Source organism: Enterobacter cloacae complex sp. P24RS, from assembly GCF_014982165.1.
Classification (GTDB): Bacteria; Pseudomonadota; Gammaproteobacteria; order Enterobacterales; family Enterobacteriaceae; genus Enterobacter; species Enterobacter quasihormaechei.
In genome coordinates this window covers 58,957-77,819 of the sequence record NZ_JADCKU010000012.1, presented here as the reverse complement: position 1 = coordinate 77,819, position 18,863 = coordinate 58,957, and the positions used below count along the sequence as shown (strand labels likewise).

Below are 18,863 nucleotides of genomic sequence, written 5' to 3'. Positions count from 1 at the left end.
CTGCATCTCTAATAACAAATTGACGTGGTATTTATGGCAATCAGTGAATCAACCCAGCCTGTTCAGGGCGCTCCGGCGTCGCCGCCGAAATCGCGCACTTCCTTTAAAGTATTAGGCGCAATCAGTCTTTCTCACCTGCTCAACGACATGATCCAGTCGCTGATTCTGGCGATCTATCCGCTGTTGCAGTCCGAGTTCTCATTAACCTTCGTGCAGATCGGGATGATTACCCTGACCTTCCAGCTGGCCTCTTCACTGCTACAGCCGGTGGTGGGCTACTGGACGGACAAATACCCGATGCCATGGTCGCTGCCCATTGGTATGTGCTTCACCCTGAGCGGGCTGGTGCTGCTGGCGATGGCGGGCAGCTTTGAGGCGGTACTGGTTGCCGCGGCGCTGGTGGGTACCGGTTCATCGGTATTCCATCCGGAGTCGTCCCGCGTGGCGCGTATGGCCTCCGGCGGACGTCACGGGCTGGCGCAGTCTCTGTTCCAGGTGGGGGGCAACTTTGGTAGCTCCCTTGGTCCCCTGCTGGCGGCGGTAATCATTGCGCCCTACGGTAAAGGCAACGTGGCGTGGTTTGTGCTGGCCGCGCTGCTGGCGATTGTCGTGCTGGCGCAAATCAGCCGCTGGTATGCCGCGCAGCATCGCGTAAATAAGGGTAAGCCTGTGGCGAAGGTTATCAACCCGCTTCCGCGCAACAAGGTGATCCTGGCCGTCAGCGTGCTGCTGGTGCTGATTTTCTCGAAATATTTCTATATGGCGAGCATCAGCAGCTATTACACCTTCTATCTGATGCAAAAATTCGGATTATCGGTACAAAACGCCCAGTTTCACCTCTTCGCCTTCCTGTTTGCGGTGGCGGCAGGCACGGTGATTGGCGGGCCTGTTGGCGATAAAATTGGGCGTAAATATGTGATTTGGGGCTCTATCCTCGGCGTCGCGCCGTTTACCCTTCTTTTACCGTACGCAAGTCTGGAGTGGACCGGGATTTTGACGGTAATTATTGGTTTTATTCTCGCATCGGCATTCTCAGCCATCCTGGTCTATGCGCAGGAGCTGCTGCCGGGACGTATCGGTATGGTTTCCGGCCTCTTTTTCGGTTTTGCCTTTGGCATGGGCGGCCTTGGCGCAGCCGTGTTAGGGATGGTTGCAGACCACACCAGCATCTTCCTGGTTTATAAAATCTGCGCTTTCCTGCCACTTCTGGGGATGTTGACCATATTCCTGCCTGACAACCGCCATAAAGCGTAATTTCACGGCTGCCAAAGTTAAACTTTGGCAGCCGGATAACCTGATGCCATAAGGCTTTCCTCTGACTCCTCCCCGCAAACTTAGTAAAACCTGCCCTTTTTCACGCTTATTGCCCTTTTATTCCTGTTTCAACAATTATTCATAAACATAAGGGTAAAAATTGTCATAAACTATTAATCGGCTTTTTGGTATTTGCACCAAAAATGGATCACCCATCGCGAAAGGAGACGGAATGCACCACGCCACACCGCTTATCACCACCATTGTTGGTGGACTTGTGCTCGCTTTTATCCTCGGCATGATTGCCAACAAACTGCGTATTTCGCCCCTGGTAGGCTATTTGTTAGCGGGCGTGCTGGCAGGACCGTTTACGCCTGGTTTTGTCGCAGATACCAAACTTGCACCGGAGCTGGCGGAACTGGGCGTTATCCTGCTGATGTTTGGCGTCGGTCTGCATTTTTCGCTGAAGGATCTGATGGCGGTAAAGTCGATCGCCATACCGGGAGCGATCGCCCAGATAGGGGTGGCGACGCTGCTGGGCATGGCGCTTTCGGCGGTGCTGGGCTGGTCAATCATGACCGGCATCGTATTTGGGCTGTGTCTTTCAACCGCCAGTACCGTGGTGCTGCTGCGCGCGCTTGAAGAGAGACAGCTGATAGACAGCCAGCGCGGGCAAATCGCGATCGGCTGGCTGATTGTAGAAGATCTGGTGATGGTGTTGACGCTGGTGCTGCTGCCCGCCGTCGCCGGGATGATGGAAAAAGAGAATATCGGCTTCGCCTCGCTGGCGCTGGATATGAGCATCACCATCGGTAAGGTGGTGGCCTTTATCGCCATCATGATGCTGGTGGGCCGTCGTCTGGTGCCGTGGATCATGTCCCGCAGCGCCGCTACCGGCTCGCGTGAACTGTTTACGCTTTCGGTCCTTGCGCTGGCGCTGGGCATTGCCTTTGGCGCTGTCGAGCTGTTCGACGTCTCCTTTGCGCTGGGTGCGTTCTTCGCCGGGATGGTGCTGAACGAGTCCGAACTGAGCCACCGTGCCGCGCACGATACCCTGCCGCTGCGCGATGCGTTCGCGGTGCTGTTCTTTGTCTCCGTCGGGATGCTGTTCGACCCGATGGTCCTGATTCATCAGCCGCTGGCCGTGCTGGGCACGCTGGCAATCATCATCTTCGGTAAGTCGCTGGCGGCCTTCTTCCTGGTGCGGATGTTCGGCCACTCGCCGCGCACGGCGCTGACCATCGCCGCCAGCCTGGCGCAGATTGGTGAGTTTGCCTTTATTCTGGCCGGTCTGGGCATGGCCCTGAACCTGCTACCGCAGGCGGGGCAAAATCTGGTGCTGGCGGGGGCGATCCTCTCCATCATGCTGAATCCGGTATTGTTTGCCCTGCTGGAAAAATACCTCGAGAAGACTGAAACCCTCGAAGAGCAGACGCTGGAAGAGGCAACGGAAGATGAGAAGCAGATCCCGGTGGATATCTGCAACCACGCGCTGCTGGTCGGCTTTGGCCGCGTCGGCAGTCTGCTCGGCGAGAAGCTGATGGCGCAGGGCATTCCGCTGGTGGTGATTGAGACGTCACGCACGCGCGTGGATGAGCTTCGCGAGCGCGGCATTCGTGCGGTGCTGGGCAACGCGGCTAACGAAGAGATTATGGAGCTTGCGCATCTGGACTGCGCCCGCTGGCTGCTGCTGACGATCCCGAACGGGTACGAGGCCGGTGAGATCGTGGCGTCCGCGCGCGAGAAGTGCCCGGGTATTGAGATCATCGCCCGAGCGCACTATGACGACGAGGTGGACTACATCACCGAGCGCGGCGCGAATCAGGTGGTGATGGGCGAGCGTGAGATTGCAAACACCATGCTGACGCTGCTGACGAAGCCGCCGGTTGAAGAGGCGGTGACGGGTTAAAAAAGCCTGCTGGCGCTACGCTTAGCAGGCCTACAAGCAGCCCCGGTAAGCGTAGCGCCACCGGGGTTTTCTTTTAACAATCAACGATCCCAGTACGCCTCTTCGAGGCTGTCTTCCCGTTCCGGCAGCCCTCGCGTTAAGCGCGGCGAATGCTGGTTCAGCACCTGATAGCTCACGCGGTTCGCGTACTTGCACACCTGCGCCAGCGAGGAGTAGGTCAGCCAGGTGAACCTGTGTTTGCTGGAGTTCGGCACGTTGGTTTTGTGGTAGGCGTTAGCGGTGATGTCGTGCAGCAGCGCGGCCAGCGCGCCGTCGCCCGCGCCGTTGGTGTTCATGATCTTCTCAGGACCGCCCATATACGGTGCGATGTGGGAGAAGATGCGCAGCGGGTTTACGCAGTCTTTATGACGCATGGCGCGGCTGAATTCGTACTGGTTGAATTCGGCAATCGCCCCCGGCAGCAGCGGGTGCTGGGTTTTGCGCTTGCTCTCTTCTTCCGTGAACCCCGCCATATACAGCCCGACCGGACCGGCGGTGCAGAGCACCAGATCCACCCAGTCCAGCGCTTTATCGGACGCCAGCAGCGGATCGCTTTCGCCGGTCAGCGCTTCGGCCTCTTCTTCGTTCATCGCCAGAATGGAGACGTGCTCCTTCAGGAAGGCCTGCCACCACTCCGGGTTGTCGGCAATCACGAATTTGGTGCCCAGCGTCAGGACCACCGGCACGTTGTATTTCTTCGCGTACTCAATCGCCTTCATGGTCGCTTCAGGCATCGGCTCGCCCGGCTTGCAGCGCACCAGGTAGGAGGTCAGCACCAGCGCAGACGCGCCCGCGATCACCTCTTCCGGGATACTTTCGGCGCGAAGCTTGTTCATATGGCCTGGGCTGATGGCGAAGGTCCGTTCGCCGGAATCGCTAATCAGCGTAAAGCAGCGGCCAATCGGCCCGTCAACGCCCTGCAAATAGTTCAGATCGGTGCGGCTGGAGGTATTGCACAGGTAGCGGTAGGCATAGCCACCGATTTCGATGTTGCTGCACATCACGCCAAGCAGGACCGAGCGGTCATCTGCCAGCACGGAGTAGTTGTGCATGGTGTTACCGATGGTGCCGCCGGCAAACTGGTGGGTGATGAGATTGTCGCGCTTTAGCTCCTGATACAGCGCTTCGGCAACGTCATCCTCAATCACCAGCGAGTGCCCGGCGCTCAGACCATAACGTGCGACAAACGCGTCATCCACTTTGGCTTCAATGTCCACCAGCGTCTGATCGATACCCACCACCCAGGCTGCGCTAGTTTCGCTTTCCGGCTGGATTTGCTGTAGCAGCGGATCGCGGGCATCGACGGGGAAATAGTGTTTGGACTTACGTTTACCGGGAAATTTCATGGTCTGAACTGTGCAAAGAATACGGGCCGGGAATGGTAGCACAAACCCGGCCCGTAACGCGATCAGCGGCGAGTGGTGACCAGCGACACCATCATGTCGATGTGTTCAGGGGAGTCGTTAAGCGCCGGAATGTATTCGTATTTCGTTCCGCCCGCCTCCATGAAGAACTCTTTGTTCTGGACGGCAATCTCTTCCAGCGTTTCCAGACAGTCCGCCGAGAAGCCCGGCGACATCACCTGAATATGCTTCACGCCCTTCTCGCCCAGCATTTTAAGCGTTTCATCGGTATACGGCGTGAGCCACGGCTCGCGGCCAAAGCGCGACTGGAAGGTCATCATTACCTTCTCCGGCGGCAGGCCGAGCGCAGAGACCAGCTCGCGGGTCGTATCGCGGCAGCGCTGGGGGTAATCATCCCCTTCGTTGGCGAAACGCTGCGGAATACCGTGATAGGAAAGCAGCAGCAGATCCGGTTCGCCATGTTTTTCAAACGACGCGCGCACGCTGCTGGCGAGCGCCTGAATATACAGCTCGTTATCGGCGTAGTCGCGGATAAAGGTAATACCGGGAATACGGCGGCGGGTCGCCAGAATGCGCGCCAGTTCGTCCCAGACGGCAGCCACCGTTGAGCACGAATACTGCGGATAAAGGGCAAGCACCACGATGTGCTCAACGCCCTGCGCCAGCAGAGAATCGACGGCGCTGGCCAGCGAAGGCTTACCGTAGCTCATGCCGAGCGCAACGGGCATGTCCGGCAGACGGGCGGCCAGCGCTTTTTCCTGACGACGGCTGTAAACCATCAGCGGCGAGCCCTCTTCCATCCACACGGACTGATAGAGCTTTGCCACACGCGGAGAACGAATCGGCAGAATAACGCCACGCAGCAGTGGCCACCACAGCAGTCTTGGGGTATCCACGACGCGCGTGTCGCTTAAAAATTGTCGCAGGTAGCGTTTTACCGCCGCTGGAGTAGGTGCTTCTGGGGTGCCCAGATTGGCAAGCAGGATGCCGGTTTTCGCCTGACTCATTCACGCCTCTTAACCATTTGATAGGTTGTCAATTGTAGCGGAAATGCGTTTAAACGAAACCCATTGCTGTAATAGGTAAGATGAGAATTTTTCTCACCCGGGATTCCGGGTGAGAGAGGTGCGGTTAGCCGAGGATTTTTTCCAGCTCTGCACGTACGTCAGCCACGGCTTTGGTGCCGTCAACTTTTGCGTATTTGGTGTTACCCGCCTGCGCTTCTTTGGTGTAGTAGCCGATCAGCGGCGCGGTCATCTGATGGTATTCCACCAGGCGCTTACGCACGGTCTCTTCCTGATCGTCTTTACGGGTGGTCAGCTCTTCGCCGGTCACGTCGTCTTTACCTTCAACCTTCGGCGGGTTGAATTTAATGTGGTAAACGCGGCCAGAGGCAGCGTGTACGCGACGGCCAACGATACGGTCAACGATCAGCTCGTCCGGCACGTCGAACTCCAGCACGTAGTCCACGTTGATGCCCGCTTCTTTCATGGCGTCAGCCTGAGGAATGGTGCGCGGGAAGCCGTCCAGCAGGAAACCGTTGCGGCAGTCTTCCTGAGCAATGCGCTCTTTGACCAGCGCGATAACCAACTCGTCGGTCACCAGCTTGCCTGCATCCATGATGTCTTTAGCTTGTTTGCCCAGCTCGGAGCCAGATTTAACAGCGGCACGCAGCATGTCACCGGTAGAGATTTGCGGAATACCGTATTTCTCCATGATGAACTGAGCCTGAGTTCCCTTACCCGCGCCCGGAGCGCCAAGCAGAATAATACGCATTGCGAAAATCCCCTCAAATGTCGATTCAATTTTTCAAAAGCGCTAAACAATACCACCAGAATGGGTATCGCTCAAGGAAGGCGGGGAGGCTGAAACGGTTAATGAGGGGAGATAATTTGGGAGAGTGCGGTCTGGTGCCCTCACCCCGGCCCTCTCCCACGGGGAGAGGGAGAAGACCAGGGGAGACGTGGTCAGTTACGCCAGCAGCAGCGCATTCACACGTTTAATGAACAGGTTAGGATCTTCCAGGGTGCCGCGCTCGGCCAGCAGGGACTGATCCAGCAGCAGCTCAACCCACTCGGCGAAGCGGGCTTCGTCCTGAGTATCCGCCGCGCGTTTCACCAGCGAGTGATCCGGATTAAGCTCAAAGATATATTTCACTTCCGGCACGGCCTGGCCCGCCGCAGCGAACAGTTTCGCCATCTGGGTGCTCATTTCGTCCGCATCGGTGGTGACAATCGCCGGAGTATCGGTCAGACGGTGCGTGAAGCGCACCTCTTTCACGCGGTCGCCCAGCAGGGTTTTCACGCGCTCAACGAACGGCTCCAGCGCCTTCTCGGCTTCTTTCGCGCTTTCGTCCACTTCATCCGCCAGCTTGTCGATGGACTCGTCAGCTTTGGCAACGGACTGGAACGCCTTACCGTCGAACTCGGTCAGGTAGTTCATCATCCACTCGTCGATGCGGTCAGACAGCAGCAGCACTTCAATGCCTTTCTTACGCAGCAGCTCCAGGTGCGGACTGCTCTTCGCTGCCGCATAGCTGTCGGCGGTGATGTAGTAGATCTTCTCCTGCCCTTCCTTCATGCGGGAGACGTACTCTTCCAGCGACACGGTCTGTGCGGAGGAGTCGGTGTGCGTAGAGGCGAAGCGCAGCAGCTTAGCGATAGCTTCCACGTTCGCGGTGTCTTCCGCCGGACCTTCTTTCAGCACCAGGCCGAATTGTTTCCAGAAGGTCTGGTATTTTTCCGCGTCGTCTTTCGCCAGTTTTTCCAGCATCTGCAACGCACGTTTGGTCAGGGCGTTACGCAGATTACGGGTGACGGTGCTGTCCTGGAGGATTTCACGAGAGACGTTCAGCGGCAGATCGTTGGAGTCTATCAGGCCACGAACAAAGCGCAGATAGTTCGGCATGAACTGCTCGGCGTCGTCCATAATGAAGACGCGCTGCACGTACAGCTTCAGGCCGTGCTTGTGATCGCGGTTCCACATGTCCCACGGTGCCTGCGCCGGAATGTACAGCAGGCTGGTGTACTCCTGCTTCCCTTCCACGCGGTTGTGGCTCCAGGTCAGCGGGTCGGTAAAGTCGTGAGCGATGTGCTTATAAAACTCGTTGTACTCGTCGTCTTTGATTTCAGCCTTGTTACGCGTCCACAGCGCCTGCGCCTTGTTGATTTTCTCCCAGGAAACCACGGTTTCACCGTCTTTCTCTTCCTGTTTTTCAATCTCTACCGGCAGCGCGATGTGGTCGGAATATTTGCTGATGATGGAGCGTACGCGCCAGTCGTTCAGGAAATCATCTTCGCCTTCGCGCAGGTGGAGGGTGATTTCGGTGCCGCGATCCGCTTTGGTGATGTCATCAACGGTGTATTCGCCTTCCCCTTTGGATTCCCACAGCACGCCGTTCTCGGCGCTATCGCCTGCCGCGCGGGTGCGCACGGTGACTTTGTCCGCCACGATGAACGCCGAGTAGAAGCCCACGCCGAACTGACCGATCAGCTGGCTGTCTTTCGCCTGGTCAGAGCCCATGGACTCCAGGAACGCTTTGGTGCCGGATTTAGCGATGGTGCCGAGATGGTCGATCACCTCGTCGCGGTTCATCCCGATGCCGTTATCGGCAATCGTCAGGGTGCGGTTCTCTTTATTGAAAGAGACGCGCACGCGCAGCTCGCCGTCGCCTTCATACAGATCCGGGTTGGACAGCGCGCGGAAGCGCAGCTTGTCCGCCGCATCGGAGGCGTTGGAAATCAGCTCACGCAGGAAAATTTCTTTGTTGGAATACAGGGAATGGATCATCAGGTGCAGAAGCTGTTTCACTTCTGACTGGAAACCACGGGTTTCTTGTCCTTTCATCTAAGTCGACCTCAACAATGCCATTTAATGGGGTTGTAAAACGTTGAGTGAGAGATGGGGATAAGGGGGGAAATTTTCAAGCGGAGGCCGCGCACGCAGCCTCCGTTTGGTCAGAAAATAATCTTGTGACGTCCGGCCAGAGAGTGCGACAGCGTGGTGCCGTCGACCATCTCCAGCTCGCCGCCGACCGGCACGCCGTGGGCGATGCGGCTGGCGTCAACGCCGTACTGCGCGCACAGCTCGGCGATATAGTTGGCGGTTGCCTCCCCTTCCACCGTGGGGTTGGTGGCGAGGATCACCTCTTTGATCGTCTCGGACTCAAGACGCTGTTCAAGGCGATCGAGACCGATATCGTCCGGGCCAATGCCGTCCAGCGGGGAGAGGTGCCCCATCAGCACGAAATAGCGGCCGGAGAACTGCCCGGTTTGTTCGATGGCGTAGATGTCCGCCGGACTCTCCACCACGCAAATCTGGCCGTTTTCCTGACGACGCGGGTTCGTGCAGATGTTACAGACGTCCTGCTCGGTAAAGGTCCGGCAATCCGCACAGTGACCAATTTCTGACATGGCGCGAGTCAAAGCCTGCGCCAGGCGCATCCCGCCGCTGCGGTCGCGCTGCAATAGCGTAAACGCCATACGCTGCGCCGACTTCGGGCCAACGCCCGGCAGGCAGCGCAGAGCTTCCATTAACTGCGTGAGCAGCGGACTGGTTTGCATCAGAACGGCATCTTAAAGCCCGGCGGCAGCTGCATACCGCTGGAAACAGAGGCCATTTTCTCTTTCTGGGTTTCGTCGATACGGCGAGCGGCATCGTTAAACGCGGCTGCAACCAGATCTTCCAGCATCTCTTTGTCGTCTTCGAGCAGGCTCGGGTCGATTTCAACGCGACGGCAGTTATGCGCACCGTTGATGGTCACCTTGACCAGACCGGCACCGGATTCACCCGTGACTTCCAGCTGAGCGATCTCTTCCTGCATCTTCTGCATTTTTTCCTGCATCTGCTGAGCCTGCTTCATCAGGCCACCCAGACCGCCTTTTCCACCAAACATAGGCTTCTCTCTTCTTTCACGTTAAGGATTACAACCGTAAGTCAGACTCACGATCAAAGGGGGCGAATACTCTCTTCATCCAGATCGGCGTCGAAGAACCGGCGCAGGGTCTGGATGTTGTTATCCGCGATAATCGACTCGCGCGCCTGCGCGAGCTTCTCTTCATAAATCGCCTGTCGCCACTCGAGCGGCGTTTTCACCGCCGGATTATCATCTTCAATGATAGTCAATTCAACCGGCATGCCCTGTAAAGCGGCGAGCGCCTCGGCCAGCGCCTTTTGCGCGCCGGGGGAGTTGAGGTGCCGCTGGCCGGGACGCAGGTGCAGACGCACCTGATTGCCTTCCTGCTCTTTCCAGGCGTTCAGCGCGACCTGCTCCACCAGCTTCGGCAGTTGCAGTTTGCTGACCTCAGCGGCCCAGGCGTCGCGCGCGATGGACTCTTCGGCAAGCCTGGCGGAAAGCTCCGGCGTTTTTTCATGCTCCAGCGCCTTTTTCAGCGCTTTCGGCGTGGCGACCACTTCCTTGACCGTCTCAACAACGGTGGTCGCCTTCCAGCGGTAAGCCTCTTCTTTAGCCGGGGCTTTCTGCTCGAGCGCGGACGGTGCCGGGCGCGACTGTACGCGCTCCGTTACCGAAGCCAGTCGTTCAAGCGCGGCGTTGTTCACCGGCCGCGCTCTTCCTGGCGCTGCCGGTTCACTCTTTTTTGGTTTGGTTGCTCCCTGCGCACGTTGCAACTGGCTTCGTGCGGCAAGCACCGAACTGGTGGCATCCGACAGCGGCACGTTTTGCGGCGGCGGCGATGCCGGCTGCGGTGGCACCTGCTGCGGTGACATTACCGCGGTCGGCGCAACCGGCGCAAAGGACTGTCGGGGCGTTTCCGGCTCCGGCAAGGGCATACGCGGATGGAAAGCCAGCGCGCGCAGCAGCGTCATCTCAACGCCCATCCGGCGATCCGGCGCAAACGGCAGCTCTTTGCGGCCAATCAGCAGGGTTTGATAATAAAGCTGCACGTCAGCCGGCGGCACGGTGCGCGCAAGTTCACGCATCCGCTGCTCTATGGTTGCCATGTCCGCGCCAATGGCCGACGGGGACAGTTGCAGCATCGCCACGCGGTGCAGCAGGCTGAGCATCTCGACCAGCAGCGCTTCCCATTCAATGCCACGGGCGGCGGCATCGTTGACGAGCGTCATCACCCGCTCACCGTTGGCGGCGATCATCGCTTCGATAAGCGACAGCGCCTGATCGTCATCCAGCGTGCCGAGCATGGTGCTGACCGCGTCGGTGGAGAGCTTACCGTCACCGCTGGCAATCGCCTGATCGGTCAGGCTTAGCGCATCGCGCAGGCTGCCGTCCGCCGCACGGGCCAGCAGTTGCAGCGCGCGCGGTTCATGAACAATGTTCTCTTCATCGAGAATATGCTCAAGCTGAGCGCGGATCTGCTCAACGTCCAGCGCCTTCAGATGGAATTGCAGGCAGCGCGACAGGATCGTGACCGGCAGCTTTTGCGGATCGGTGGTTGCCAGCAGGAATTTAACGTGCGCAGGCGGCTCTTCCAGCGTTTTCAGCAGGGCGTTGAAGCTGTGGCGCGACAGCATGTGCACTTCATCGATCAGATAGACCTTGAAGCGGCCGCGCGCCGGGGCGTACTGCACGTTGTCGAGCAGATCGCGGGTGTCTTCCACCTTGGTGCGCGAGGCGGCGTCGATCTCGATCAGATCGACAAACCGCCCCTGCTCGATCTCGCGGCAGTTGTCACACACGCCGCACGGGGTGGCGGTGATCCCGGTTTCGCAGTTCAGACCTTTTGCCAGCAGACGGGCAATAGAGGTTTTACCGACGCCGCGGGTGCCGGAAAAAAGATAGGCGTGATGGATGCGACCTAGCGACAAGCCGTTCGCCAGGGCCGTCAGCACATGTTCCTGACCGACAACGTCAGCAAAGGTTTGTGGTCGCCATTTACGGGCTAACACCTGATAACTCATGGGCAGGCTCTGCAACGCTGGAAGGTGAATTAATGGAGGGGAATGCTATCACAACCTAACCCATTGAGCGAGGTTGTGAGATACGGGATTAATGACCCGGGAAAGGCACCAGGCTGTAGCTGGTAATACCCTGTTTTTCCAGGCGCTGCTCGCCGCCGAGATCGAACAGGTTGATGATGAATGCCGCGTCGGTCACTTCACCACCCAGACGACGGATCAGCTTGACGGTCGCTTCAATGGTGCCGCCGGTAGCCAGCAGATCGTCCACCACCAGCACTTTGTCGCCAGGCTTGATGGCATCAACGTGAATTTCCAGCTGATCGGTGCCGTATTCCAGCTCATAGCTCTCGGCGATGGTTTCACGCGGCAGTTTGCGCGGTTTACGCACCGGCACAAAACCCACGCCCATCGCCAGCGCAACCGGTGCGCCAAACAGGAAGCCGCGGGCTTCGGTACCTACTACTTTGGTGATCCCGGCGTTTTTATAACGCTCGACCAGCAGTTCAATGCTGAGCGCGTACGCTTTCGGGTCTTCCAGCAAGCTGGTGACATCACGGAAAAGAATGCCAGGCTTTGGATAGTCCTGGATACTTTTGATGCTATTTTTCAGATATTCAAGCTGCTGTGCAGTTGCGGTCATCGGTTTGTGCCTAAATGAAACAGTGTTACTCACGGCGCGCGACGAGTCGGTCAAAGTAACAGTTGTTTAACCTTTGACCAGGCGCACCTGTGCTCGAAAACGGTCGAATTTACTGGCTGCGCGCCATAATTGCAACCGCCATGATGAGGCTTCAGTGCTTTTGTTGCTTTTCATCAACCACGGGGATCCGCCACATGAAGATCAGCAGGCAGGCCAGGATCGCCAGCAGCAGAATACGCACCCACATCATTTTCACCAGCCATAACGAAACGGCGAAGGTGATCAGGATAAAGGCAATGGCGCGCGGCTTGGCCCCAGGCGGCATGGCCCGGTGTTTTTGCCAGTAGCGCAGGTAGCCGCCAAACCACGAGCGGTACAGGAGCCAGTGGTGAAAACGCGGCGATGAGCGGGCGAAGCACCAGGCGGCCAACAGGATGAACGGCGTGGTCGGCAGCAAGGGCAAAACCACACCTAGCGTACCCAGCACTACCGCGAGCCAGCCAATGATGATTAAAATAGTACGCTGCATAATGCGAATCGTTATCAAACTGAACGGCTACTTTACCACTGGAGAGCGCATTGAAAACAGCACTGCTTCTTGAGAAGCTGCAAAATCAGCTGATCGCTCTGCGGGCGCAGGCCACGCCGCTGATGGGACACGCCACGCTGAAACCGCGCTTTGACCGGCAGCTTTTCCGCACCCGCAGCACTCTCATTCAGGATTACCTTGCTGAGATGCAGGCCAACCTCGATGAGCTTCGCCACGCGGTTGAGCATGAACAGCAGGAACAGGTGGCGTGGCTTGCAGCGCATCTTACCGAGCAGATCACCGCCCTGCACCGCGAACTCGCCGCCTGGCCGCTACGGGCGTGGGACAGCGCCTCGCCTGGTCTGGAAAAATGGCAGCGCAAGCGGCTTGAGACCCAGGAGTTTGAGCGGCGTCTGTTTGAGATGAAGCGCGAGCGTGAAGCCCGCCTGAACAACAGCGAAACGCTGGAAGAGCAGCAGCTCTTAATGCGTGAAATCAGCGCGCTGCAAGGCCGTATCGTCCGCTGCCGTCAGGCGCTGGACGACATTGAGCGCATCATTGAACGCCTGACCCGTTAACAGGAGCCACACTGATGTCACTGGAAAATGCCCCCGACGAGGTCAAGCTGGCCGTCGATTTAATTATGCTGCTGGAGAATCATGAGATCCCGCCGGAGACGGTGCTGAAGGCGCTGGAGATTGTGCGGCGAGATTTTGAGGGAAAGGTGAAGGCCGGTTGCCCTCACCCTGGCCCTCTCCCTTGAGGGAGAGGGAAAATAGTTTAGGCGGGAGTCGGATCGTCACCCTTAATCTCGCGCTTCACTTCCGTATGCTCGTCACCTTTCTCGTTGCGCAGATGCACCTCAAGCTGGTTGAAGGCAATATTGATGTTGTTTTCACGGCACAGGCGGTCGATGGTGCGGTTCAGCTCGTCGACGGTGTAGCTGCGATCGCGCAGCTCACGCACGTATAACCGCAGCTCATGATCCAGCGTGCTCGGCCCAAACGTGGTGAAAAATACGTCAGGGGCAGGATCGTGCATCACTTTCGGGTGCGAGTTAGCCGCTTTCAGCAGCACCTCTTTGACCTTATCCAGATCTGAGCCGTAGGCCACCCCGAGGCGGATCACTACGCGGGTGGTGGTGTCGGAGAGCGACCAGTTGATCAGTCGCTCGGTCACGAAGGCTTTGTTCGGGATGATCACCTCTTTACGATCGAAGTCAGTGATGGTGGTCGCACGGATACGGATCTTGCTGACGGTCCCGGAGAAGGTGCCGATGGTGACGGTATCTCCGATACGCACCGGACGTTCGAACAGGATAATCAGGCCGGAGACAAAGTTACCGAAAATCTCCTGCAAGCCGAAGCCCAGACCCACCGACAGCGCCGCCGCCAGCCACTGAAGCTTATCCCACGAGACGCCCAACGAGCCGAATACCGTCATCGCCCCGACAATAATAATGACGTAGTTCAGGATGGTGGTAATGGCATACGACGCCCCCTGACGCAGGTTCAGCCTTGAGAGCACCAGCACTTCCAGCAGGCCAGGCAGGTTGCGAATCAACGCCCAGGCAACCACTGACGACACCAGCGCAAAGAGCAGGCTGCCCATGGTGACGCTTTTCATTACCGCAGCGCCCGCTTCGGTGCCGTTGTATTGCCAGAGGGTGATACTGTCGAGGTAGGCGAAGACGGTAATGAGATCAGACCAGATGGCCCAGAACATCACCGCAAACAGGGCGATCATCACCAGCATGGTAATACGCATCGTTTGCTGGTTGACCTGCTCCAGGGCAATGGTCGGCTCTTCCTGCGGCTCAGCCCCTTCAGCCCCCTCTTTAACCTGATGCTGTCGACGGGCAACAGCACGACGATAAGCGATGCGGCGCGCCGCCACGCTCAAACCACGCAGCACGGTCTGGAACAGCAGGTTCCACACAATCACCAGGTAGACCGTTTCAATCCAGCGGCCTGACAGACGAAGCGTGGTATAGAAGTAACCCGTTGCCGTCAGCACCATCAGCGCCAGCGGAATGAACGCCAGCACCGTTACGGTAACCAGACGAAGATTGTGGGACTCTTTATCACGCCAGCTGTCGCGGCACATCGGCCACATCAGGACGGCAATCAGCAGCAGGTTCAGCATAATCACCAGCTGTCCGAGCACGTCATCCATCAGATGCAGCGGAGAAAGCTCGGCCACAACGGACCAGAAGTGCAGCGGCAGCAGCGCGAGGCTAATGCGCACTATCTGGCGACGCCAGTGGCTGGTAAGTTTCTCCGGCATGTTGAAGTGGCGGACGGCGACGCCATCTTTTTCCAGCACTTTCCAGCACAGGCCAAACACCAGCCAGAACAGCGCCAGCTTTTTGCTGAACGCCCACAGCAGGTCGCTGATATTGAGCTGCATGGTCAGCAGGATCAGGCCGACGGCGAGGATCAGCAGGCAAACCGGCAGCGCGCGGATCAGATCGATCAGGATCGCTTTCGGCGTGTGCAGCTGGCTGTCGTTACGCAGTTGCCCCACTTCCGAGGCCAGCTTCGCCTGATACTGTTTCAGCCATTTCAAACGCCAGCGGATCACGCCGGCGATGAGCAGCAAAGGCAGGCCCGCCAGGAAGGCAATCATCACCGCAGGCCAGGCTTTCTCCCAGTTCACGGTAATTTTCATGCTTTTGATCTGGGATTTCAGCGTTTCAGGGAAAGATTTAAACCAGTCCCAGTCCATGGGTTTGTTGCTGTTCACCCAGAAAATCTGCTGGGTCAGGATCTCCTGTAGGCTTTTAGATACGCTCATCAGCTGCTGCTGGTTGATTTGCAGGTTAATCGCCATCATCAGCTGGTTGCCCAGCTGCTTATTAAGCTGATCGAGCAGTTCGCGGCGCATATCCACCACCTGCAATAGCGCATCGTGAACTTCACCGTTCACTTCACTTGAATGGCCCTCTTCCACTTTGGCAACAAACGTGTCGCTCTGGAACAGGGCATCGCGCTGCTGGTTAACGTCAAACTGTTCAAGACGTAAATCCGCAATGCGGTTGGTCATGTCTTCCAGCTCGTCGGCGGACGGCAGCGTCTGCTGCTGCTGGTAGAGAATGCGCGACAGCAGCAGGCTGCCCTTCAGGACGGCAATCTGCTCTTTGATATTACGCTCGGCCTGCAAAGCGCGATCCAGCCAGTTTTTGACTTTAATATTCTGCTGCACCAGCGCGCTGCCGCTTTCAGTTGCCTGAATCAGGCGTTCGCTCAGCTGGTGGTTAATCTCCAGCTCCTGCTTCACCAGCGGATTGGCCTGGATGCGCGCCGTTTCGTCTGGCGAGACCGCTTCCTGCGCCGTTTTTTCGGTCAGCGTCAGGCGCTTGCTGTTCACCGCTTCCTGCAACAGCTGAAGCTGATGCTCGAGCCGGTTGATATTCGCGTTCACGTAGTCACGCTGTTTTTGCAGCGCATCCTGCAACACCGTGTTGCCTTCCAGACTCTTACGCTGCTGTTCAATCTCCGCGTTCAGCAGTGTCTGCTGAATGTTCAGCAGCGTTTGCTGGCTCGGACGAAGCGCCCCTTCCCCCACGGTGATGCCATTCAGACGGTTACGTATCTGCTGGAGCTGTTGCGATGCGGAGTACATGGCGTTCTGCACGCGCTCAGGCTGGGTTTGCAGTGAAACCAGCTGGCTGTTGTAGGTCGAGAGATCGGACTGCGCCGTTTGCAAATCGTCCAGCAGCTGCGCCACGCGCGACTCAAGCTGGCGCAACGACAGGGTGGCGAGCGTTTTCCGGGTTTCATCATCGTTATCAACGTCGCTGAGCGCGTTCAGCGCCTCCGTTGCTTTACGCATGTTCTCCGGTGCCTGAGCAACCTTCTGCCGTAGCTGGGCCGTTTCGGCTTTGATACGATCGATCTTATCCAGCGTTTCCAGGGTTTCCGTCAGGTCCTGCTGAACGAGCTTTTCCTGAGCGGAGAGATCTTTCTGTTTATTCAGGGTGTCGAGTTGCGACTGAACCTCGGCACGCGTCGGAACGTCACTGCCGTTGTCTGCACGGGCCCAGGAATGCGGTGCGGCTGCAAAGAAAAACAGCAGGATCAAAAAAACGGCCAGAACAGAATGTGTCGAGCGATAGGTGTGCAGCATAGTCGTGAATGTGATCTGAGAAATGACCGAAAATAGTCGGGCGTGAAGAATATCACGCCCGCCTGAAGCAGAATAGCGGGAAGGTTATCCTCTAAGACATTTCCTGGACAGGTTCAGGCAGTCAGCGGCGGTTCCTTGCTGCGGAGAGTCGGACAAAGCTGGCACATCTCAAGGAAGATCGCGACGTAGCTGCGCGCCTCTGCTTTCAAATCAAACGACTGCGGGGCAAAAAGCCAGTTTTCCATCAGGCCGGAAATATAGCTGCGCATCAGGATCGCCGCCCGGCGCGTTAACAGCGTGGCGGGAAGCATGTCGGCCTGCATACATTCCTTAAGAACCTGCTCGATGCGATCGTAGCTTTCCAGACACAGGTCGCGCTGTGCCTGCTGAACCACCGCCATTTCGCCAACGAATTCACATTTATGGAAAATGATTTCCATCATCAGACGTCGGCGTTCTTCCACAACGGTCGCTTCAAGGATATATACTAATATTTCTCTTAATACTGAGAGTGGATCGTGAGGGAATTTTGCCCGATACTCAGTCTCAAGATCGCTAATGCTGGACTCTGAAAGCTCCCAGATTTCACCAAACAGATCTGACTTGTCTTTAAAATGCCAGTAAATCGCTCCCCGCGTGACGCCCGCGGCCTGAGCAATCTGCGCCAGCGAGGTTGCCGAAACACCCTGCTGTGAGAACAAACGCATTGCCACATCCAGAATGTGTTGTCGGGTTTCCAGCGCTTGTTGTTTGGTTTTTCGTGCCATACGTTGATGAATTTACAGGAGTCAGATTTACATACATTTATGAATGTATGTACCATAGCATGACGATAATATAAACGCAGCAATGGGTTTTTAGACTCAGGACCCTTGATCAATTTGAAATCGGACACTCGAGGTTTACATATGAACAAAAACAGAGGGTTAACGCCTCTGGCGGTCGTTCTGATGCTCTCAGGCAGCTTAGCGCTTACAGGATGTGACGACAAAGAGGCTCAACAAGGAGCTCAGCAGGTGCCAGAAGTTGGCGTGGTGACGCTCAAATCCGAACCTCTCCAGATGACAACAGAACTACCGGGCCGCACCAGCGCCTACCGCATTGCGGAAGTGCGTCCGCAGGTGAGCGGTATTATCCTGAAACGTAACTTCACCGAAGGCGGTGATGTCAAAGCAGGTGAGTCTCTGTATCAGATTGATCCAGCAACCTACCAGGCGTCTTATGAGAGCGCTAAAGGCGATCTGGCGAAAGCAGAAGCGGCAGCCAAAATTTCGCAGCTGACGTTGAATCGTTACAAGAAACTGCTCGGCACGCAGTACATCAGCCAACAGGATTATGATTCTGCCCTGGCCGATGCTCAGCAAGCCAACGCGGCCGTTGTGGCGGCGAAAGCGGCGGTAGAAACCGCGCGTATCAACCTGGCCTACACCAAAGTGACCTCCCCTATCAGCGGTCGTATTGGTAAATCTGCCGTCACCGAAGGTGCGCTGGTGCAGAACGGTCAGACCAACGCGCTGGCCACCGTGCAGCAGCTTGACCCGATCTACGTTGACGTTACCCAGTCCAGCAACGATTTCCTGCGTCTCAAACAGGAGCTGGCCAGCGGTCAACTGAAACAGGAAAACGGTAAAGCCAAGGTTGAACTGGTTACCAACGACGGTATCGAGTTCTCGCAGACCGGTACACTGGAATTTTCTGATGTGACCGTCGATCAGACCACCGGCTCAATCACCATCCGGGCCATTTTCCCGAATCCGGATAAAACGCTGCTGCCGGGTATGTTCGTACGCGCGCGTCTGGAAGAAGGGACGAACCCAACCGCCATTCTGGTTCCTCAGCAGGGTGTGACCCGTACGCCACGCGGCGATGCGAGCGCGCTGGTTGTGGGAGCCGATAACAAAGTCGAAACGCGCAATATCACCGCAACGCAGGCAATTGGCGACAAGTGGCTGGTAACGAAAGGTCTGAAAGATGGCGATCGCGTGATTGTAACCGGTTTGCAAAAAGTTCGTCCTGGCGCGCAGGTCAAAGCTCAGGAAGTGAAATCTGACGACAAACAACAAGCGTCCGCCGCTGGCCAGTCAGAACAAACCAAGTCTTAACTTAAACAGGAGCCGTTAAGAC

Annotated in this window: 15 protein-coding genes, 1 pseudogene and 1 other annotated feature; of the genes and pseudogenes, 5 read left to right on the top strand and 11 right to left on the bottom strand. The window is 57.2% G+C overall.

Annotation, left to right across the window (positions count from 1 at the left end):
• Window positions 1-33 precede the first annotated feature (33 nt).
• Both INF58_RS14030 and ybaL read left to right on the top strand, forming a co-directional pair.
• Window positions 34-1,254 carry an MFS transporter gene (locus tag INF58_RS14030; protein WP_063451654.1) on the top strand — a complete coding sequence of 407 codons (1,221 nt, stop codon included), beginning with the start codon at window positions 34-36 and terminating at the stop codon, window positions 1,252-1,254.
• A 232-nt stretch (window positions 1,255-1,486) separates the two neighbouring features.
• Window positions 1,487-3,163: a YbaL family putative K(+) efflux transporter gene (gene ybaL / locus INF58_RS14025; RefSeq protein WP_112791913.1), complete on the top strand. Its 1,677-nt coding sequence runs from the start codon at window positions 1,487-1,489 to the stop codon at window positions 3,161-3,163.
• 80 nt (window positions 3,164-3,243) lie between these two features.
• Here the strand turns inward: ybaL and INF58_RS14020 are convergent, their stop codons facing one another.
• The 9 genes from INF58_RS14020 to INF58_RS13980 all read right to left on the bottom strand — a co-directional run bounded on the left by INF58_RS14020 (window position 3,244) and on the right by INF58_RS13980 (window position 12,611).
• Window positions 3,244-4,548 carry an inosine/guanosine kinase gene (locus tag INF58_RS14020; protein ID WP_063451656.1) on the bottom strand — a complete coding sequence of 435 codons (1,305 nt, stop codon included), beginning with the start codon at window positions 4,546-4,548 and terminating at the stop codon, window positions 3,244-3,246.
• A gap of 62 nt (window positions 4,549-4,610) precedes the next feature.
• Window positions 4,611-5,573: a ferrochelatase gene (hemH, locus tag INF58_RS14015; protein ID WP_063451657.1), complete on the bottom strand. Its 963-nt coding sequence runs from the start codon at window positions 5,571-5,573 to the stop codon at window positions 4,611-4,613.
• A 124-nt stretch (window positions 5,574-5,697) separates the two neighbouring features.
• Entirely contained in the window at window positions 5,698-6,342 is a 645-nt protein-coding gene (gene adk, locus INF58_RS14010) for an adenylate kinase (RefSeq protein WP_006809841.1), read from the bottom strand.
• A 195-nt stretch (window positions 6,343-6,537) separates the two neighbouring features.
• Window positions 6,538-8,412, bottom strand: a complete 1,875-nt coding sequence (htpG, locus tag INF58_RS14005; protein WP_193527899.1) for a molecular chaperone HtpG — start codon at window positions 8,410-8,412, stop codon at window positions 6,538-6,540.
• Between the two features lie 110 nt (window positions 8,413-8,522).
• The gene (recR, locus tag INF58_RS14000) at window positions 8,523-9,128 is read right to left on the bottom strand and encodes a recombination mediator RecR (RefSeq protein ID WP_006809843.1); all 606 of its coding nucleotides are present in this window, start codon (window positions 9,126-9,128) and stop codon (window positions 8,523-8,525) included.
• Complete coding sequence (locus INF58_RS13995; protein ID WP_003858972.1) at window positions 9,128-9,460, bottom strand: YbaB/EbfC family nucleoid-associated protein; 333 nt, start codon at window positions 9,458-9,460, stop codon at window positions 9,128-9,130. The genes recR and INF58_RS13995 overlap by 1 nt, the downstream gene beginning before the upstream one ends.
• 53 nt (window positions 9,461-9,513) lie before the next feature.
• Window positions 9,514-11,442: a DNA polymerase III subunit gamma/tau gene (gene dnaX, locus INF58_RS13990; protein ID WP_063869016.1), complete on the bottom strand. Its 1,929-nt coding sequence runs from the start codon at window positions 11,440-11,442 to the stop codon at window positions 9,514-9,516.
• Window positions 10,120-10,184, bottom strand: a sequence feature (DnaX frameshifting element). It overlaps the preceding gene by 65 nt.
• Before the next feature lie 88 nt (window positions 11,443-11,530).
• Complete coding sequence (apt, locus tag INF58_RS13985; protein ID WP_000127359.1) at window positions 11,531-12,082, bottom strand: adenine phosphoribosyltransferase; 552 nt, start codon at window positions 12,080-12,082, stop codon at window positions 11,531-11,533.
• 151 nt (window positions 12,083-12,233) lie between these two features.
• Complete coding sequence (locus INF58_RS13980) at window positions 12,234-12,611, bottom strand: DUF454 family protein (protein ID WP_063451660.1); 378 nt, start codon at window positions 12,609-12,611, stop codon at window positions 12,234-12,236.
• A 50-nt stretch (window positions 12,612-12,661) separates the two neighbouring features.
• On the opposite strand from INF58_RS13980, the gene priC reads away from it, so the two are divergent.
• Window positions 12,662-13,189: a primosomal replication protein N'' gene (gene priC / locus INF58_RS13975; protein WP_193527898.1), complete on the top strand. Its 528-nt coding sequence runs from the start codon at window positions 12,662-12,664 to the stop codon at window positions 13,187-13,189.
• 14 nt (window positions 13,190-13,203) lie between these two features.
• A pseudogene (gene rsmS, locus INF58_RS13970) lies at window positions 13,204-13,390 on the top strand (pleiotropic regulatory protein RsmS).
• A 1-nt stretch (window position 13,391) separates the two neighbouring features.
• Here the strand turns inward: rsmS and mscK are convergent.
• Together mscK and acrR are read right to left on the bottom strand one after the other, a co-directional pair.
• Window positions 13,392-16,739, bottom strand: coding sequence for a mechanosensitive channel MscK (gene mscK, locus INF58_RS13965; RefSeq protein ID WP_063869022.1), 3,348 nt, complete (start codon window positions 16,737-16,739; stop codon window positions 13,392-13,394).
• Between the two features lie 113 nt (window positions 16,740-16,852).
• Window positions 16,853-17,506 (bottom strand): multidrug efflux transporter transcriptional repressor AcrR, encoded by a 654-nt coding sequence (acrR, locus tag INF58_RS13960; RefSeq protein ID WP_193527897.1) that lies wholly within the window; start codon window positions 17,504-17,506, stop codon window positions 16,853-16,855.
• Between the two features lie 141 nt (window positions 17,507-17,647).
• Here acrR and acrA point away from each other — a divergent pair, with 141 nt between their 5' ends.
• On the top strand, window positions 17,648-18,841 hold the full coding sequence (acrA, locus tag INF58_RS13955; protein WP_063451665.1) for a multidrug efflux RND transporter periplasmic adaptor subunit AcrA: 1,194 nt from the start codon (window positions 17,648-17,650) through the stop codon (window positions 18,839-18,841).
• Window positions 18,842-18,863 lie beyond the last annotated feature (22 nt).

Bases quoted from the DNA above. Each gene is read 5' to 3' on its own strand.
- INF58_RS14030 (WP_063451654.1), top strand. From the start codon at position 34: ATGGCAATCAGTGAATCAACCCAGCCTGTTCAGGGCGCTCCGGCGTCG.
- ybaL (WP_112791913.1), top strand. From the start codon at position 1,487: ATGCACCACGCCACACCGCTTATCACCACCATTGTTGGTGGACTTGTG.
- INF58_RS14020 (WP_063451656.1), bottom strand. From the start codon at position 4,548: ATGAAATTTCCCGGTAAACGTAAGTCCAAACACTATTTCCCCGTCGAT.
- hemH (WP_063451657.1), bottom strand. From the start codon at position 5,573: ATGAGTCAGGCGAAAACCGGCATCCTGCTTGCCAATCTGGGCACCCCA.
- adk (WP_006809841.1), bottom strand. From the start codon at position 6,342: ATGCGTATTATTCTGCTTGGCGCTCCGGGCGCGGGTAAGGGAACTCAG.
- htpG (WP_193527899.1), bottom strand. From the start codon at position 8,412: ATGAAAGGACAAGAAACCCGTGGTTTCCAGTCAGAAGTGAAACAGCTT.
- recR (WP_006809843.1), bottom strand. From the start codon at position 9,128: ATGCAAACCAGTCCGCTGCTCACGCAGTTAATGGAAGCTCTGCGCTGC.
- INF58_RS13995 (WP_003858972.1), bottom strand. From the start codon at position 9,460: ATGTTTGGTGGAAAAGGCGGTCTGGGTGGCCTGATGAAGCAGGCTCAG.
- dnaX (WP_063869016.1), bottom strand. From the start codon at position 11,442: ATGAGTTATCAGGTGTTAGCCCGTAAATGGCGACCACAAACCTTTGCT.
- apt (WP_000127359.1), bottom strand. From the start codon at position 12,082: ATGACCGCAACTGCACAGCAGCTTGAATATCTGAAAAATAGCATCAAA.
- INF58_RS13980 (WP_063451660.1), bottom strand. From the start codon at position 12,611: ATGCAGCGTACTATTTTAATCATCATTGGCTGGCTCGCGGTAGTGCTG.
- mscK (WP_063869022.1), bottom strand. From the start codon at position 16,739: ATGCTGCACACCTATCGCTCGACACATTCTGTTCTGGCCGTTTTTTTG.
- acrR (WP_193527897.1), bottom strand. From the start codon at position 17,506: ATGGCACGAAAAACCAAACAACAAGCGCTGGAAACCCGACAACACATT.
- acrA (WP_063451665.1), top strand. From the start codon at position 17,648: ATGAACAAAAACAGAGGGTTAACGCCTCTGGCGGTCGTTCTGATGCTC.